Here is an 18,009-nt window from a genome sequence, read left to right as displayed (position 1 = left end):
CATTTTTTAGAACAATTATTACTTACTGCTCTTCGACACCCATCATATCGACTGGAGTATCAGCAACTATTTGAACTCTTCTTTTACCTGTCTTGGCTGTATCGTTTCGTTGCTCTTGTAGGTGGTCAAGATAGGCTTCATTGATCTGGCCGGTGATATAACAACCATTAAATACAGCACAGTCAAAACCTTCAACTCTACTATGCTTGGTGTCTTTTACCGCATCAATCAAATCATCTAAATCTTGGAAAATCAGTCTATCAGCACCAATTATTTCACGCACCTCTTCCACAGTATGGCCTGATGCAATCAGCTCACTGCGGACTGGCATATCAATACCATAAACGTTTGGATACTTAACTGGCGGCGCAGCACTAGCAAAAAATACTTTATTAGCACCAGCATCTCGAGCCATCTGGATAATTTCATGACAGGTCGTACCACGAACAATAGAGTCATCAACCAACAGTACGTTTTTACCTCTAAATTCTAACGGTACCGCACTGAGTTTTTGGCGGACAGACTTTTTGCGTTGCTGCTGACCTGGCATGATAAACGTACGACCGATATAGCGGTTTTTCATAAACCCTTCACGGTATTTAACATTCATCTTGAGTGCTAATTCCATCGCTGATGTACGTGAGGTATCTGGGATAGGAATTACCACATCAATATCGTGATTGTCACCCCACTCTGTCATGATTTTATCTGCTAGCTTTTCACCCATACGCAAGCGAGCTTTATAAACTGAAATATTATCCATGATTGAATCTGGACGAGCAAAATAGACATATTCAAAAATACAAGGAGTGTACTCTTTTGGCGCTACACACTGATGAGTATGTAGTTTATGATCCAAATCAATAAAGATAGCTTCGCCAGGTTTGACATCACGAATGATGCTGAACCCAGAACCTGTCAATGCCACTGACTCTGAAGCAACCATATATTCGGTGCCACCATTTGGTGCCATACGTTTACCAAAAATGAGCGGGCGGATACCGTTTGGATCACGAAAAGCAAGTAAACCATGACCAGTAATGAGTGCAACAACACCATAAGCACCTTCAACGCGACCATAAACTGCGGTTACAGCTTCAAAGATATCGGCAGGCGTTGCTTTGGTTTTGCCTAGATTTTGCATTTCATGAGCAAGGACATTTAGCAATACTTCAGAATCTGAGTCAGTATTCAGATGACGGCGATCTTCGATGTATAAAGATTTGGCCAAGCTTTCAGCATTGGTCAAGTTACCATTATGTGCAAGCGTAATACCATAAGGTGAGTTAACATAAAATGGCTGAGCTTCAGCACTGCTAGAAGTACCCGCCGTTGGATAACGCACGTGACCAATACCGAACTTACCGACCAGTTTTATCATATGGTGATTCAAGAAAACGTCACGAACCATACCATTTTCTTTACGTAGATAGAGTCGTCCATCCTGCAAAGTTACGATACCTGCCGCATCTTGTCCACGATGCTGCAACATCGTTAAGCCATCATAAAGAATCTGATTGACTGGCTCATGAGCTGCAACCCCAACGACTCCACACATAGTTATATCCTATTTTTACCCATACATTAGTATTAGTACTACATAGTGGCAAGGTTTTTAGCAACACACTGTCAAAAATGTGCGCTATCACTTGCCGCCGACCTGATAAAATTTACTAAATATTTAACAACTACTTATCTTTTTGGCTGTCAAAAAACAAGTATCCATAAATCATAGTGAATGATTTATGGAGCTTAACTGCGACCAAAAATTATTTTTTCAAGAACTATCTTATGACTGATTAACTTGATCCCAAGCCATACCAAGCACATCTGAAACCAATGCCTTACCCATCGGTGCGTAAGGCATTAGTTCGGGCGCCAATATTGAGGTTTGCCATTGCGGCATCTGTACCAATAACGGTGCACTCACACTCAAAACAACTAAGACCATCAATACGTTTTTGGCGGCACCAAGAACACCACCTGCCATCTTATCAATGATTTCTAGACGTAACGTTTTGAGTACGCCCGAAAATACAAACGCGACTAAGTGCATGATTGCTAATATAACAATCACTACCAATACAAACGCCATGGCCATTTGTAAAACGGGGCTTTGTACAATACCAGATAGCTGAGGTGAAAACACGCCTGCCAAACGTGTCGCAGCGATAAGCGCAACCAACCAACCAACTAAACCTATCGCCGTCTTAATCAATCCCGCCTGAAAGCCGCGCCATAAGCCAACTAAGACAACAATAGCAATCACAATATCTAGACCACTCATGTTTTGTGCCTCATACCCTATTTATTTTTATCAAGTGTTTACTTAAATCGTATGACAAGGTAATTTTTTGGTTATTCAAATAATTTTGGTTATTCAAACGATAATGCCTTAGCGAGTCGCTTAGCTCTCCATAGCATCGTAATAGCCGCCGATTGCCTGAATACAAGACTGTACCAAGCCAGGTCCTCGATAAATTAGACCTGTATAAAGCTGTACCAAGTCTGCACCTGCTTCAATTTTCTTAACCGCTTTGACACCACTATCAATACCACCAACACCTATCAACGCAACTTTACCATCTAACTGATCAGAAAACTGTTGTAAAATCTGCGTACTAATATGGCTCACAGGACGACCAGATAGGCCACCCGCTTGATCTCCATCGCGTAAATCCTCTACACCAACGCGACCCAAAGTCGTATTTGTCGCAATCAAACCATCAATCTCAAAATCTATCAGCTGCTGTGAGATATAGTCTACTTGTAACGGCTCTAAATCAGGAGCAACTTTCAGTACCAATGGTACATAAAAACCATACTCAGTCGCCAATTGGCTATGACGATTTTTGATGGTATCTAAAAGCTGAGTCAATGCTTCGCCACTCTGTAAGTCACGTAAATTTTTAGTATTTGGCGAAGAGATGTTAACAGTAATATAGGAGGCATGCGGATAGGCACGCTCTAAGCAATAAACGTAGTCATCAGCTGCCTGCTCTACTGGCGTATCAGCATTCTTACCAATATTAATACCGATATTACCTTTATACTTGCAACGTTTAACATTTTCGATCAGGTAATCGACACCTTGATTATTAAAACCCATACGGTTAATAATGGCATCTGCCTGTTTTATTCTAAACAATCTTGGCTTATCGTTACCTATCTGAGGCCTTGGGGTAACCGTACCCACTTCTATAAAACCAAAACCCAGCTCAGCCAACGCATCAATATAGTCGCCATTTTTGTCCAGTCCCGCAGCTAAACCAACTGGGTTGGCAAACTGCAACCCCATGCAGTCTGTTGGCTGCATCGACTGGCCATACACCAAACCTAAAACACGTGCTGTATGAGCTTTATCCAGTAAAGACAAGGTCATCTCGTGGGCGTGTTCGGGATCCATCTTAAACAAAAAAGGACGAAGTAAGGCATAAGACATAGTAATGACAGACCCTGCTAAAAAGAAATAGTGAGTGGAAAGTGCGAATAAAATCGAGCGCTGCGATTATATCAGCTTAACAGAAATAAGAGCAAAGTTTCATGCGGAAAATTTCATGAAACGGTAGCATCTATAGATGAATGGCAAAACAAGGGTTATTAAGGCACAGGACGACTATCAGTCAATGCTATCCAGCCACGAACAATACGATATAGATGCCAAATAAAAGTAAATGTCATAATCAGCAAACCAAATCCAGCCAATAGCAATGAACCAATAGCGGTATGGCTACTATCAGCTAAAATACTGACACCAAAGCCACCCAAGGCAAATGTTATGATGACTATACCGATTACAAACCAAACGACACTGTACCAAAAAGTCTTAATCTGCCAATCAAAATGCGTCGCCAACCAAGTGCCATCAGCGTCATGACGCTTGGCATAGTTCATCACAATTGGCAAAATCCAAAGCAGCCCTGCTGTAAAATAGCTGACCACATATAAAAAATAAGTAATGTGGTTATAAGTGGTGAGAGAACTGCGCTTATCAGCGCTCATATTATCATTCACATTGTTACTCGTCATATTATGATGTCTTTGCGGTAGAGGTTCATAATTATCATTATCAGCAGTATTCGTCTGTGTACGAAGCCGCTCATCCCTGTTGTGATTAGGAAAGTCATTCATTGTAAAACCCTATATGTGGCAGTGGCTAATAATTACTTAATTGTGCCAAACCGACCGTTTTTCAATAAGGTTATCTCCAGCAGGTACAGCAAACAAGCGATAGAATATACTTAAATCCAATACAATATATATTTTAAAGTATGAGCGATAGTCCTAAGCAACGATTAGGGTCTGTTGAACATTCAAATGTGGTACTGGCAGTGACTATTTTTTAGACAATATGCAGTGAAATTTTTGAGACCTAGTCATTCTAGGTTAAACAATTTCGCCATATATTGGCAAAAAATAGCACTGCCCTGAAAGGCTGAGGCTAAAATCACCCCAAACGTTGTTGCAATCCTAGCCAAGGTCTCGACATTATCGTCGACTTGCGCCTAGTTTGGTGCAATTTTAGCGATCAGCAGTCCTAATATTTGAATGTTCAACAGACCCTAATAAGGTTGATCTGGTACAAAACGGTCAACCTCCTTTGCCATACCAGCCATCACAAAATCCATCTCAAATACCCTTGCTTCTGCTAAAGAAAACGACTCGGGATAATCACCCGTTAGCAAGCCAGCAATATAAGCAACGATAGACATGTGACACACAACAACCAAACATTCAGCATCAATATTGCCAATATCTATCAGTGCCTGTCGCGCATCATCAGCAGGCGTGATATTGTCCTGCACAACCGACGACACGGTTTGCGCGCGTAACTGAAACTCCGCTAATGTTTGTTGTGCTCTGTCATAAGGACTGACAACGAAATAATCAGGGCTGTAATAAGTCGTCACATACTCTGCCGTCTGTGCCACTTGCTGTCGACCAAAATCAGTCAACTGGCGAGCACTATCAGGACGTGACTCATCTTCTGCTTGACCATGACGTACTAATATAATTTTCATACGCTTCCTTACTGCACTATCATTATGATGTTATGCTCAGAATAACCCACCTAAAAACAGTGCCTTAATTTAATATACAGTGCTTTACTGACCATCAGTATTACCACTTATATCTTCATCGCTCGACGTCTTCATTTGTTCAGTCAATGCTGCATTGCTATGATCATGCGCCATCACAAACTCAACGTCACTTCGGAACCCTGCTTCCATGAGATGTAACGCTACACCTAATGCTGCTTTGTCTTCGTAGATGACGGCGTAAAGCGCATGAGTAATAGGCATATAAATACCTTGCTTAGTGGCTTTCTCATGCACTTGCTGAATGGTATTAACCCCTTCGGCTGTCTGGCCCAGTTTTTTGACTGCTGCATCAATACTCATACCCCGACCGAGCATATTGCCCACGCGGTAGTTGCGACTCAGCTCTGAGCTACAAGTGGCATACAGATCGCCGACGCCTGACAATCCTAAAAACGTGAGTGGATTGGCACCTGCTTCCACACCAAAACGACTCATTTCTGCCAAACCACGGGTCAATATCATGGCCTTGGTGTTTTCGCCGACATCGTACGCCGCTGCCATACCCATCGCAATTGCATAGATGTTTTTGAGTGCACCGCCTAGCTCTACGCCTTTGACATCATCACTGGCAAACACTCGAAAGAACGCACTGTGTAGTGCAGCCTGAACAGCATGGCGCAAAGGCTCAGATTCACTAGCGATAACTGTCGCCGACGGCATGTTTTTCATGATTTCTATCGCTAGGTTCGGCCCTGACATGACACCGAAATTCACTTCTGGCAATACATCTTTAATAATGTCACTCATCATTGCAAAGGTGTCTTTTTCCATCCCTTTGGTTAATGACACAATCGACTGTCCACTGATAAATGGCGCGATATTTTTTAAGGTCTCTCGGAATGCCAAACCTGGCACTGCAATAAAGATAATGTCTTTGTCTTTGACCGATGCTGCCAAATCATGACTATACTTTAAGCGATCATCCAGCTTATAACCTGGCAAGTATTTTTTATTGGTCTGAGTTTTTGCCATTGCTTTTACGGTGCGCTTATTACGCACCCATAGCGTGGTATCACAACCGTTTCGTGCGGCTAAGTTTGCCATTGCCGTACCAAAACTACCACCGCCCAAAAATGCCAAACGCAGCTTGGTAGGATTGCTATGAATCTCTGCCATATTTTTTGCGACTGCTGCCTCTACTGCACTAGGATTTAGCTTCTTACGGCCAATACCTGATTTGGCCGCACGCTCGATAATACCTGCCAACAGACTGTTTTGCTTTTCAGGCGTATGGTTATCGGTGGCGCTGTTATCGTTAGTGGTTTTTTTATTGCTATCATTAGAACTGGTCATATTCTTGTATCCGTGTTGACTGGCCGATCATTAATAGAACTTGTCATGGCTTGGGTATTTTTAGCTGCTGAGACTGACTGTCTATTTAAATGATAACGTTATTAAACAAAAAGTACTCAAAGGCATTATGACTCAAACCTTACTAATGGCTCAATATCAGTTGCTTTACGTGTGGCTTCATCTGCAGGACTGGTACCAGTATAAACAAAGGCCGTTACATAATCATTTGAGCCAACATCAAAATAGGCTTTCACCGCTGGTTCGTTACACAATAGACCAGTACGCCATACGGTACTATATCCTTGCGCTTTAAGAGCCAAAATAAGATTTTGTACAGCAGCACCAGTACTGAGTATTTGCTCAAAAGGCGGAACTTTTTGGTGCGCTTGCATTTTAGTGACTACTGTAATAATCATTGGCGCACGCAACGGTATATTAACAGTTTTTTCAATGTCTTTTTCAGACAACACCTCTCCTTCTTGTATCGCTTTTTCTTGGGCCGCTCGAGCCAATACACGACCCAATTCATGACGCGCATCACCTTGTGTCACAACAAAACGCCAGGGCTGTAGCTTCTTATGATCTGGTGCTGTGGTCGCACATTCAATCGCTGTTTTAACTTGTGCATAAGTGGGTGCTGGTGCATCCAGATTACCCATACTGCGTCTTGAGTTGATCCAGCCAATCATTTCTTCACTAGTAATCGGCATACTGTCAGTGGTCACGTCTTTGATAGACAGTTTTTTATCATTGTTGTCTGATGTAGTCATTGCTACTCCTTATTTGTTACCCCACTCTCAACTTGAAATAAGCAAATCAAACTGAAGAGGCGGATTACCAAGTTTTTTGTTGAGTACAAAGCATAGATTATGTGACAGAATTTTACGAATCAATCGATGAGACAAATGCCATAAATCTCTTGCTCGTACCTTTTGTATATTAAATCGTTCTGATAGCTGACCAATGACTGTTTCAACGATACGGCGAGCTTTCATTAGCCGTCTTACCACAGGTTTGGGTCTATCCTCTTTCATGTTGGCTCTGAGTGGCGTTTGTAAATCCACTCCTTGAGCGTCGTAGTACGATGTCAGACTAGGGCTGATATACCCTTTATCAGCGCCGAGCAAACCATGGATATGGTCAGTAATATCAGGCGCAACCGCTCTTTCATCAACATTGGCAGGGGCAACGGTAAAGCCTTTAATCATGCCCGATAAGTTAACAAGCAAATGTCCCTCAAAGCCATAGTATCTCTCTTGCTTAGCCGCACAGTAGCTAAAAGCCGCTAAGTCTTGATAGTTTTTATGCCGATAAGCGCGTCCATAATGACAGACGGGTATCGGAAAGCCATCCATAAAATGAATGTTGTCACGGCCTTCAATTTGACTGACTTTATCTTGTATCTGCTGTTTGACTTGCCACAGATTGGCGCAGTGCTTTGCGAAGTTAGGGTATGAGCCGATGGCTGGAAACCAGTCTTGCCAATGCTGGGTAAAGTATTGCCAAATCTGTTTGTCTTGATCAAGGTGTAAAAATTCACCGACCATCTCCATGCAAATGATCTCAGGATCACTCAACTTTGGCGCGTAACCTGCACTTCGCAAGGGTTTGGTGACGACTATTTTGTAATATTGCTCTACCATTAAATAGATATTGATGATAAATTCGTCTATGGGCATCTCACAACTCCATTGTATTCTTGGTCGAAAACAATAGATTAGTGAGGTGCTCTTCTTTTTTCAATCACTTTCGAAGTTGAGAGTGGGGTTATTTGTTATTATTTTTTATTCAAAAACTGCTATTTTTATGTTGGATCAACTTCGACACGATGCTCCATTCGCAAATAATCTTCTGACTGCATTTCAAGCAAGCGCGAACGTGTACGCTCAATCTCAAATGCCAGCTTCTGTCCTTGATACAACTCCAAAATGGATTGCTCTGCGCGTACCAAGAGTTTTACGCGGCGATCATAAAATTCATCGACTAGATAAATAAAGCGACGCGTTGGATCACGGTAAGTATCATCCTCTAATGCAGGCACAGCATTAACCAATACGGTGCTGAACTGTTTAGCGATTTCGATAAAGTCAGATGCTGAACGTGGCTCCATGCACAAGTGACGGAAATCACAAAATAGAATATCTTCGGTACGAGCATTGATTTTTATTTCTCGTCCATTAATAGTAATTGGCTCATTACTGATTTTTTGGTTATTAGACAAACTGGCAAAACGGTTAGCTAACCAATGGTGATTGGCTTTGGTCCTCGGCGATTTGTATAGCTCCGCCTGCTGTAATACACGCAAACGATAATCAATACCAGAGTCGATGTTCATCACCACCGTATGGCTTTCAACTTCAGCAATCGCTGGTAAAAAACGGTCGCGGTGTATGCCATCTTTATACAGTCCTGCCGGCTCGATATTCGAGGTCGCGACTAGCGTAATACCACGGTTGAAAAGCATGGTGAACAAATCACCCAAAATCATGGCGTCAGAAACGTTAGACACAAAAAATTCATCAAAACAAATGATGGTCGCCTCTTCATAGATAATATCTGCCACTTTTTCTAAAGGGTCGCTCTCACCTTTTAGCTTGTGTAGCTCTTGATGTACGCGCTGCATAAAATGGTGGAAATGCAGGCGCATCTTGCGATCAAGAGTCAATGAATCATAAAACATGTCCATCATCCATGTTTTACCTCGACCTACCCCGCCCCACATATACAAGCCTTTTGGTGCTGTAGGCTTGGACTTTAAAAAGCTAAAAAACCCTTTCTTTGGTGGCGCAGTATTGACGAGCTGATGATACATCTCATCCAGATAACTCATGGCCTGAAATTGTTGCTCATCTCGAGTAAAATCATCGGTACTGACGGCTTGCTCGTAACGTTGTAATGGAGATAAACTCATAATACGACTCATCATTAGGCTAGAGCGTATCATCAATTAGCACATGAATACATTTAGTGGTCTTAAAATGGCTAAATTTTGCTAAACATCGTTAGAAATTTTGTCAATATGTTCATATTAACGGCAATTTCTGCCTTGTTTATCTACAATTTTTCTCATTTTAAGCCTCACGATCTAATTGATGACACACCCTAAATAAATATTAAAATAATAGATAAATTTTACAGGACTACATTCAAGTAAAATCCTTACATGCTGTAAAGTAAAATTCTTAAATGCTATGCTTTTCTAACAAACCTTTCAATTCTGACAAACGTCCATGAAAAAAGTGACCAGCGCCATCTACAACGCTAACAGCTATACCCAATCGTTCAGCGAATGCCTGCATATTGTCAGGGTCGATGACTTCATCTGCATTGCCATAAATCTCAAAAGTTTTGTCAGTTGGTAAACTCAGGTCACTGCTGTCATTTTTTTCGATCGATGGCGCGATAAGTGCGATTCTCGATACTTCAAAATCGCTTAGTCCCCATACATGAGAGGCTTCGATCACTTGCTCAGCCACACGTGCTGTCACATAACCGCCAAAAGAAAAACCACCAAGCCATAATTTTCGGACGTTGGTCTGTTCCGCGATCCATTGTAGCACGGTCATTGCATCAACTATCTCGCCTTCAGCATAATCATGCTCACCCGTTGACTGTCCTACACCGCGAAAGTTGAAACGTACCACATGCATACCATTGTCACGGGCAAAACGGTACATGGTCGTGACTACTTTATTATTCATCGTTCCGTCAAATAGCGGATTGGGATGGCAAAGCAGAGCCACTGTATCAGTATTCGGATCGTTAGGGTTGCCTTGTTGCCATAGTGCATCAACTTCGAGCACGCCAGCAGGAGCGGGAATCAATTGCATAACATTACTTAATAATTGAGAATGAATAGATCAATTATCCTAGATATGGTTTTTATTTCAAGTGATTTGCTGTGTACAAACATAGATTTTTTGAAATTCTAGCGATTGATAAATGAATGCCATCCTATAAGTATCAGTAATCTCAGTAGGTTTTGATATCTGTCGTATCAAAAGATAAGGGGTGTATGTAATATCACTGTAATATAGCAAACAAGAACTGCCTAGACAGACAAACGATGAATAGGTTAAATTTATGACAGTTGTTGAGTAGCATACTAGTTATTGAGTAGTACATTAGCTTGATGTGATGCTCATACAATGTCTACTTAAAATTGATACTTATGTTCGACTGACAGGGATTGAAAACCACTTATGAATACTTTCAATAAAACGGCAACCTTAACTGCAACGATGGCCGCTGTCATCGCCTTGAGCGCTTGTCAAAGCACCACACCTTCTGCACCTGTCATACAGCGTGCTGATTCTATTTATGAAACCACGGGTATTGCCGATACTAAAGTGAATGCACAGCAGATTGCGCTAGACAATGCGCAAAAAACTTGCCGAAGCAAGCAAGTGATTATCGTTGATGATACGGTAACATATAATGGTATCTTAAATGAACGTACAGGTCGCATGGTTGGACAAGTTGGTGCGGTCGTTGGTTCAGTACTTGGCACTGGCACACCAGATTTATCACGTGATGATGATTATGAATACATGATTAACTTCCGTTGCCAATAAAACTAGGACACGCCCTAGCATCGATCAAAAAATAATGACCAGTTAGCATTTAACCAGCAGTTCTGCGATAAAGTTGATATATTATTCTTATCGCAGAACTGCTGGCTTCTCTTTTTGTATGTGCGCTTTTGGGGTAAACTACGATATCGAATTTTTTATACCTATCATCAAATAGTCAAAGAAATTTAGTAGTTCTCTGACTATATAATTAAACTGTATTCGGTTTAATACTGTATTCGAAGCAATATAGGCAGTCAGTCTTGCAGCTTTCATCACCTTTGGTCCTCTAATTATGCGTAAACCTAATCTCTCACATTCTAAACAATCTAAGGTAATAACGCCTGCTAAAGATTTGGCAACTTTAGAAGCCGAACTGGCTGAACAAGAAAATGACCTTGAAGGTAATTTGGAAGATACCGTCTTGCGTCTGAGCGATTATTTATCAGCGGTTGATATGGTAATCAAACAAACCTTTAATCACCGAGTATGGGTAAAAGCAGAAATTCGTAACCTGTCTAGCAAAGGCGGACATTATTATTTTGAACTCGCAGAAAAAGATGAAGACGGCAAAGTAATCGCCAGCTGCCGTGGCAACCTTTGGCGCTTTAAAGCGGCGCGTGTATTGGCGAAATTTGAGCGCGCAACAGGCATGCCGCTTGACCGTGATTTGACAGTATTACTAAAAGTATCGGCAGGTTTTCATGCGCAATATGGTTTTTCGCTCACCATTGAGGACATTGACCCTAGCTACACGTTAGGCGACTTGGCACGGCAATATGCGGAAATGGTCGATCGCTTAACAGGTGAAGGGTTATTGCACCTCAATCAGCAACTTCCCGTCCCATTCGATATCGAGCACGTGCTTGTAATTGCGCCTGAAAAGGCTGCCGGATTGGGAGATTTTCAAGCAGATGCAGATCGTCTAGCCAGTACAGATGCCTGTCATTTCCATTACCATAACGCTACTTTTCAAGGCAATCATGCGCCTGCCGAAATTCGCCAAGCCATCGTCAATGCTCAGCAGCAGTTTTACGACACGTATCAGCGCCTGCCAGATTTATTAGTGATTATTCGTGGTGGCGGTGCCGTTGGTGACTTGGCTTATCTAAACGACTATGAGCTGGCTGCTTTAGTGGCTGAGCAGCCTATTCCTGTTTGGGTAGGCATTGGGCATGAACGTGACAAAACTATCTTAGATGAGGTCGCGCACACAAGCTTTGACACACCCTCTAAAGTCATCGCTGCGATTGGCAGTCATTTGGCGCAACTGGTCTCTCAGACGCTACAGTATCAAGCGCAAATCAAGCAAGCAGCACAGCGGCAATTAAACATCGCTGAGCAACAAACCGCACGCCAGTTAAGCCAAGTACAGTCACAAACGATTGGACAGCTCACGTCACTGCGAAAAGACAGCGATTATGCATGGCGCAATATTCAGCAAAGCGCCCAACGCCAAGTAAAGCAAGCCGTCAGATTGACAAATGATCTGCGAGAAAAAATCAAAGACGCGGCGCATCAGCAACTAGTAATCGCATCGACTTATAGTCAAGACTATCAAAAAGCCATTATAAAAAGTGCTCAGCAGACCTTAATACAAGCACAACGCAACAGTGAGCATCTACGTGACATTGTGCTGTTACATCGACCATCTCGCGTGCTGAAACAAGGCTATACCATGCTGACTGATAATAAAGACAAACAAATACTAACCAGTAGTAACCAGCTGTACCCTGAACAAACTGTGCATATTGTCCTAAAAGATGGCAAAGCAAAAGCGCAGATTATTGATATCCATACAGATCAAAAAGCGACTGAAATATCAAACACCACCACTTAACCACACAATAACACCTTACGATTATCCATCTATAGTCAAAGTATGTTTAAATCGCTACAGTGCTGCTGGGATAAATTTTTCGCAGCCTCTGTGAATATAGCAAGCAAGTAAAATTTGTACCAATAGCACCATAATACAATCGTATCGGTTTTATGTTTCTTTAACTATACTTACTTCTAAAAATTAGGAAACCTCATGGCAACCCCTACTCGCCGACGCAAAAAAGCCACCCCAAAAACCTTTAAGGCGGCTTATGACATTCTAAAAACCAATGCCGCTGAATTACAGCAACAAGACGAGCCCGATATCGACAACCTGATGACCACGGTTGAAGAGTCGATTGCGGCGTATCGCGTCTGCGAGACACGCATCAATGCCGTACAACAAGCATTAGATGCCGCCTTTGCTGAAGACGTTAAATCTGATGAAGTAGACAGCTAAGCAATACTTACTCCGGTTCGTCAACTTCAAAGACTTGGCGTAGATAGGCAAGATACGTGTCGTTATTGATCATGGTCTTGCCTGGGCTGTCAGACAATTTGGCGACTGGCTGACCGTTACACTCAACCAATTTCAGCACAATATTAATCGGTGTAATACCCATATCATTGGTAAGATTGGTACCAATACCAAAACTGGTTCTAATGCGATGCTTAAAGTATTGATGCAGCTCCCAAGCTTTGTCAAGATTCAAACCATCACTAAAAGTAAGTATCTTAGCCTTGGGGTCTATCTTCAACTTATCATAATGAGCAATCGCTTTATCACCCCAGATATAAGGATCGCCACTATCATGACGCAGACCATCAAACAGCTTAGCAAAATACAAATCAAAATCACGTAAGAAGGCATCCATGCCAACGACATCGGTCAGCGCAATGCCCAAATCACCACGATACTCATGCACCCACGCTTCAAGCGCGGCTTTTTGTGAATCACGCAAACGCACGTCCAATGCTTGAAATGCCTGCATAAACTCGTGTGCCATGGTACCAATTGGCGTCATACCTAACGTTTTAGCCAAATATACGTTGGATGTACCACTGATAATTTTTGGTTGCGCGTGATGTAACGTCTGTACCACATGCGCTTGCCAACTTTTACTAAATCGTCTACGAGTACCAAAATCTGCGACAATGAACGGCGGCGTATCTTCACTTTCTTTTGTCTGTTCTAGGGCATATTGGTGTAATAACTCGACTTTTTCATCCAGCCTACGCTGCCCTTCTTCGATGATAGTGGTATCTGATAACGCATCAAAATACAGCTCATTGACAATAGCTAAGACAAATACTTCAAAAAACATCGCCTGAATCATCGGCCCTTCAATATCGATAAACAAGCGTCCTTCATCATCGGTACTGACAGTGATAAAGCGACGTTTTAGCTTAAACAGCTCCAGATAATCGACGAAATCAGAACGCATAAAGCGTAAGCTGCGTAAGTACTCTAACTCATCTTCTAAAAAACGCAGCTCGCACAGACTGTCTAACTGTTTTTCTAATTGCTCTTTGATATCAGCCAGTGGGTAGACAGTATCTTCATTATTACGACAGCGAAAACGATAGACACCATGCGTTTGTGGAAACTGATGCAGCATGGCTTGTAACATCGTAAATTTATATAAGTCATTATCAAGTAATGAAGTAATAATAGGTGCATAGGTAACGGTCATGCTATGGCCTTAAAAAACGCAAAAATAAGAAATAAACGTCACCTAATCAGCAAAGCGACATCATATGCGGACAGTAAATTAGAGACTCTCATTCATGATTTAGAGGTTCTCATTTACGAGGAGTCTTCAATAAGCCGTTAAGTATAACGAAGTTTACGGTTTATTTCAGAGTTCACGATTAATGGCAGCATAATTACTACGATTAGGGCGTGTTGAACATTCAAATATTAGGGCTGCTGATCGCTAAAATTGCACTAAACTAGGCGTAAGCCGCCGATAATGTCGAGACCTTAGCTAGGTTTGCAACAACGTTTGGGGTGATTTTAGCATCAGCCCTTCGGGGCAGTACTCTTTTTTGCCAATATATAGCGAAATTGTTTAACCTAGAATGACTAGGCATCAAAAATTTCACTACATATTGTCTAAAAAATAGTCACTGCCAGCACCACATTTGAATGTTCAACACGCCCTACTCATATCTTCTATAAAAATATCACGCCCATCTATCAGTAACTATTCAACACGCTTTATGCGTTCGCGTGCATGAACTGTGCAACATAATCATCCGCTGGGTTGTTGCGTAAATCACTGGGTGTGCCTGTTTGCACTAAACGTCCACCATTCAATATGCTGATACGCTGTCCCACCTTGACCGCTTCATCTATGTCATGAGTGATAAAGACAATGGTCTTATGCAGCCGCTCTTGTAATTCAAGCAGCTGGTCTTGCAATTGAGCACGGATGAGTGGATCAAGCGCAGAGAACGCCTCATCCATCAGTAAGATTGGATTGTCAGTTGCCAGAGCACGTGCTAGACCCACACGCTGCTGCATCCCTCCTGACAACTCATCCGGATAGCTATGCTCTAGATTAGGAAGTCCTACTTCATTTAGCCAATATCGTGCAACTTCGTGGCGCTCTTTGGTGCTCATTTTTCGCACACGTAAACCATACGCGACGTTTTGCATGACTGTCATGTGTGGCACTAGGCCAAAGTGCTGAAAGACCATACTAACGGTTTGCTGACGATAATGTTGTAGCTCCTTATCATTCAGCGCTAATACATTGATAGCAGCCGATGACTTTGGAGTAGCTGCGATCACATCATCTGTGATAGTAGTCTGCGCATCAATACTCGTATCAACCCATATCTTGCCACTGGTTGGGTCAATCAAGCGATTGATATGTCGTATCAATGTTGACTTACCAGATCCTGACAGCCCCATAATACAATGCAGCTCGCCCGCTTTAACGCTTAAATTAATATCATACAGCCCAACCGAATAGCCCGTCTGCTCCTTAACCGCAACACTGTCCATACCTTTAGCCAATAATGCCATCACAGACTTTGCTTGCGTTGTATTAGCATTATAGATTTTGCTGATATTTTCTAGCTGGATGTGATTCATTGCCGTTCTCGCTATTTGTATTTTTTATTAAGGCGTGTCTTCATTGTTAGTCCATTCAAATATTCATATTCAAATGTCAGCTTACTTTCTTTTTCAGCTTAGTTTTTTATAGTCGACCAAGTCATTAACCAATCGAGCGTCTGCTCGCGTCAATCGTTTTTTGACGGGCGCGCTTGCCTTGACCAAATGCCTGAGTAATACGGTCAATAATAATAGCAACAATGACAATAGCCATACCTGCTTGTAGGCCTTGACCAATATTAAGGGTTTGAATAGATTGCAACACATCTTCGCCAAGACCCGGCGCGCCGATCATAGAAGCGAGCACCACCATGGATAGCGACATCATGACTGCTTGGTTGACACCCGCCATGATACTAGGCAGTGCTTGTGGTAACTTAATCCAAATGAGTAGCTGCAAGTGCGTGCTACCAAATGAGCGTCCCGCCTCGACCATCTCATGCTTGACCTGCGTAATGCCTAATGTCGTCAGACGAATCAATGGCGGCAATGCATAAATAATGGTGGCAAACAATGCAGGCACTTTACCAATGCCAAATAGCATGAGCACTGGTATGAGGTAGACAAAGCTTGGCATGGTCTGCATCACATCTAGTATCGGTGTAACCACCTTACGCAGCAGCTGACTGCCTGCCATCGCAATACCAATAGGAATTCCAATCACTACTGTGACCAATACTGATACGATGAGCAAGGCAAAAGTATCAATCAACGCGCCCCATAGTCCAAAAGCACCAATGAGAAACAACCCTGCGCCACATGCCAGCGCAAACCAAACCTTACGCACACCAAACCAGCCCAACACCGTAACAAGTGCAATAATCAGCCATGGTGGAATGACCGTTAATAGACGCTCAATCGGTAGCAATAAATAGGTTAATGCCATCGTACTGATGCTGCGAAAGACGTCACCGTAATTTTGAACCACACTTGCTAGTGTATTATTGAGCGGCGTCTCCAGTGACCATGAGGGGAAACTTGATGCGAGACCATGTTGATTACCATTGGTGATGTTATTAGTAACAGCCGTACTGTCGATAGGAGCACCTGTTAAGCTGATACCTAACTTGGCCGCAAGATTGGTGGCAGCTTTATCAGATAGCCACGCTTGCCAAACCTTTGGGTTCTCACGCAAAAATACCAATGCTTGCTCATCTCCGCTACGTTTACTTTCGCTCATCTCTAAGATAGCGCCATTGAGCTCATCAGAGGTAAACTGTATTTTTTTGAAGACATCTGCCAGTTCAGGATTAGACTCAATAAAAGGTGTAGATACCGCGATACCTAAAGGAGAAACAGGGAACCCAGTGACACAATCCATCGTACCATCTGCTCGTAACAAGTCTTGCCAACAGGCGTCATTATGAGCAGGAAACGCCAATGGCGCAAAGTCGTATTTTGCCATCAGCCCCGTAGGCTGCCAATAGTAGAATAACAGTGGTTTATGCTGCTCAAAAGCAGAAGAAATCTCAGCATCAAGCGCGGCTCCTGTTCCGGGGTGGGCGTTGTTAAAGGTATTGTCTAAACCCGTGTTCTTAAGTAAACGGGTATTGAAGATTTCGCACGTCCAACCAGAAGGACAATTCATAAAACGCGACTTACTAGGGTTTTCAGGATCTGTAAACAGCTCAGTGTATTTAGGCAAATCTTGATAGCTGCGTAGGCCTGGGTTTTCTTCTAATACGTAGCTAGGGACATACCAACCTTGGGTTGCGCCGCCCTTGAGCGTATCGCCGATGACCGCCACCTTATTTTGTTCGATGGCTTGTTCCATGATTGGAGATCGTCCAACCCACTGCTCTCCAATGACTTGAATGTCATTCTGTGACAGCGCCGTTTCAAGCGCGGGGCCTGCTCCTGGCACTTCTTCGATGGTACAACCATAACCCTCTTCAGCAATATACTTGAGCACTCCAGAGGTGAACTGACCGCTCTCCCATGTAATCGCGCCAAATTTTATCGGTGACTCGCAAGCTGCTGACGCCGATATAGGCAGTAATAGTGCACTCATACAGAGTAGGCTTAACGCAATCCATTGGCGCATGGGGTGTCCTATTAATAATTGATACGGTGTTATATCTATAGAGCTTAACGAACG

Annotated in this window: 16 protein-coding genes; 3 read left to right on the top strand and 13 right to left on the bottom strand. The window is 42.6% G+C overall.

The features are described 5' to 3' along the window. Nucleotides 1-22: 22 nt before the first annotated feature. From purF to ACT3RN_RS01875, 10 genes are all read right to left on the bottom strand, one after another. Nucleotides 23-1,558, bottom strand: a complete 1,536-nt coding sequence (purF, locus tag ACT3RN_RS01920; RefSeq protein ID WP_192518724.1) for an amidophosphoribosyltransferase — start codon at nucleotides 1,556-1,558, stop codon at nucleotides 23-25. A 231-nt stretch (nucleotides 1,559-1,789) separates the two neighbouring features. Further along, nucleotides 1,790-2,287: a CvpA family protein gene (locus ACT3RN_RS01915; RefSeq protein WP_192518725.1), complete on the bottom strand. Its 498-nt coding sequence runs from the start codon at nucleotides 2,285-2,287 to the stop codon at nucleotides 1,790-1,792. A gap of 120 nt (nucleotides 2,288-2,407) precedes the next feature. Further along, a complete protein-coding gene (locus ACT3RN_RS01910; RefSeq protein WP_192518726.1) occupies nucleotides 2,408-3,442 on the bottom strand; it encodes a quinone-dependent dihydroorotate dehydrogenase in 1,035 nt (344 codons plus the stop codon). 158 nt (nucleotides 3,443-3,600) lie between these two features. Beyond that, nucleotides 3,601-4,029, bottom strand: coding sequence for a DUF4870 family protein (locus tag ACT3RN_RS01905; protein ID WP_442069654.1), 429 nt, complete (start codon nucleotides 4,027-4,029; stop codon nucleotides 3,601-3,603). 533 nt (nucleotides 4,030-4,562) lie between these two features. Beyond that, nucleotides 4,563-5,021: a SixA phosphatase family protein gene (locus ACT3RN_RS01900; protein ID WP_192518728.1), complete on the bottom strand. Its 459-nt coding sequence runs from the start codon at nucleotides 5,019-5,021 to the stop codon at nucleotides 4,563-4,565. Nucleotides 5,022-5,105: 84 nt separating this feature from the next. Beyond that, entirely contained in the window at nucleotides 5,106-6,395 is a 1,290-nt protein-coding gene (locus ACT3RN_RS01895; protein WP_192518729.1) for an NAD(P)H-dependent glycerol-3-phosphate dehydrogenase, read from the bottom strand. A 125-nt stretch (nucleotides 6,396-6,520) separates the two neighbouring features. Further along, nucleotides 6,521-7,105, bottom strand: a complete 585-nt coding sequence (locus ACT3RN_RS01890; RefSeq protein WP_413038436.1) for a nitroreductase family protein — start codon at nucleotides 7,103-7,105, stop codon at nucleotides 6,521-6,523. Nucleotides 7,106-7,192: 87 nt separating this feature from the next. Continuing rightward, complete coding sequence (locus tag ACT3RN_RS01885) at nucleotides 7,193-8,074, bottom strand: IS982 family transposase (protein ID WP_443514959.1); 882 nt, start codon at nucleotides 8,072-8,074, stop codon at nucleotides 7,193-7,195. 125 nt (nucleotides 8,075-8,199) lie between these two features. Then, nucleotides 8,200-9,306: a cell division protein ZapE gene (gene zapE, locus ACT3RN_RS01880; protein ID WP_444518444.1), complete on the bottom strand. Its 1,107-nt coding sequence runs from the start codon at nucleotides 9,304-9,306 to the stop codon at nucleotides 8,200-8,202. 271 nt (nucleotides 9,307-9,577) lie between these two features. Continuing rightward, the gene (locus ACT3RN_RS01875) at nucleotides 9,578-10,225 is read right to left on the bottom strand and encodes an alpha/beta hydrolase (RefSeq protein ID WP_444518443.1); all 648 of its coding nucleotides are present in this window, start codon (nucleotides 10,223-10,225) and stop codon (nucleotides 9,578-9,580) included. A 372-nt stretch (nucleotides 10,226-10,597) separates the two neighbouring features. On the opposite strand from ACT3RN_RS01875, the gene ACT3RN_RS01870 reads away from it, so the two are divergent. The 3 genes from ACT3RN_RS01870 (at nucleotide 10,598) to xseB (ending at nucleotide 13,247) form a co-directional block, all read left to right on the top strand. Continuing rightward, entirely contained in the window at nucleotides 10,598-10,969 is a 372-nt protein-coding gene (locus ACT3RN_RS01870) for a hypothetical protein (RefSeq protein ID WP_192518733.1), read from the top strand. Nucleotides 10,970-11,261: 292 nt separating this feature from the next. Further along, complete coding sequence (gene xseA, locus ACT3RN_RS01865) at nucleotides 11,262-12,806, top strand: exodeoxyribonuclease VII large subunit (RefSeq protein ID WP_192518734.1); 1,545 nt, start codon at nucleotides 11,262-11,264, stop codon at nucleotides 12,804-12,806. 195 nt (nucleotides 12,807-13,001) lie between these two features. Continuing rightward, a complete protein-coding gene (xseB, locus tag ACT3RN_RS01860) occupies nucleotides 13,002-13,247 on the top strand; it encodes an exodeoxyribonuclease VII small subunit (RefSeq protein WP_192518735.1) in 246 nt (81 codons plus the stop codon). A 7-nt stretch (nucleotides 13,248-13,254) separates the two neighbouring features. On the opposite strand, the gene pncB is transcribed toward xseB, so the two are convergent. The 3 genes from pncB to ACT3RN_RS01845 all read right to left on the bottom strand — a co-directional run bounded on the left by pncB (nucleotide 13,255) and on the right by ACT3RN_RS01845 (nucleotide 17,955). Continuing rightward, a complete protein-coding gene (gene pncB, locus ACT3RN_RS01855; protein ID WP_192518736.1) occupies nucleotides 13,255-14,481 on the bottom strand; it encodes a nicotinate phosphoribosyltransferase in 1,227 nt (408 codons plus the stop codon). Between the two features lie 527 nt (nucleotides 14,482-15,008). Next, nucleotides 15,009-15,890: an ATP-binding cassette domain-containing protein gene (locus ACT3RN_RS01850; RefSeq protein WP_192518737.1), complete on the bottom strand. Its 882-nt coding sequence runs from the start codon at nucleotides 15,888-15,890 to the stop codon at nucleotides 15,009-15,011. Nucleotides 15,891-16,014: 124 nt separating this feature from the next. Continuing rightward, on the bottom strand, nucleotides 16,015-17,955 hold the full coding sequence (locus tag ACT3RN_RS01845) for a glycine betaine ABC transporter substrate-binding protein (protein ID WP_192518738.1): 1,941 nt from the start codon (nucleotides 17,953-17,955) through the stop codon (nucleotides 16,015-16,017). Nucleotides 17,956-18,009 lie beyond the last annotated feature (54 nt).

It is taken from the genome of Psychrobacter sp. AOP5-GZ1-6 (assembly GCF_052376345.1).
Classification (GTDB): domain Bacteria; phylum Pseudomonadota; class Gammaproteobacteria; order Pseudomonadales; family Moraxellaceae; genus Psychrobacter.
Note: the sequence above shows the minus strand (reverse complement) of the source record. Positions and strands in the feature narration are given on the sequence as shown.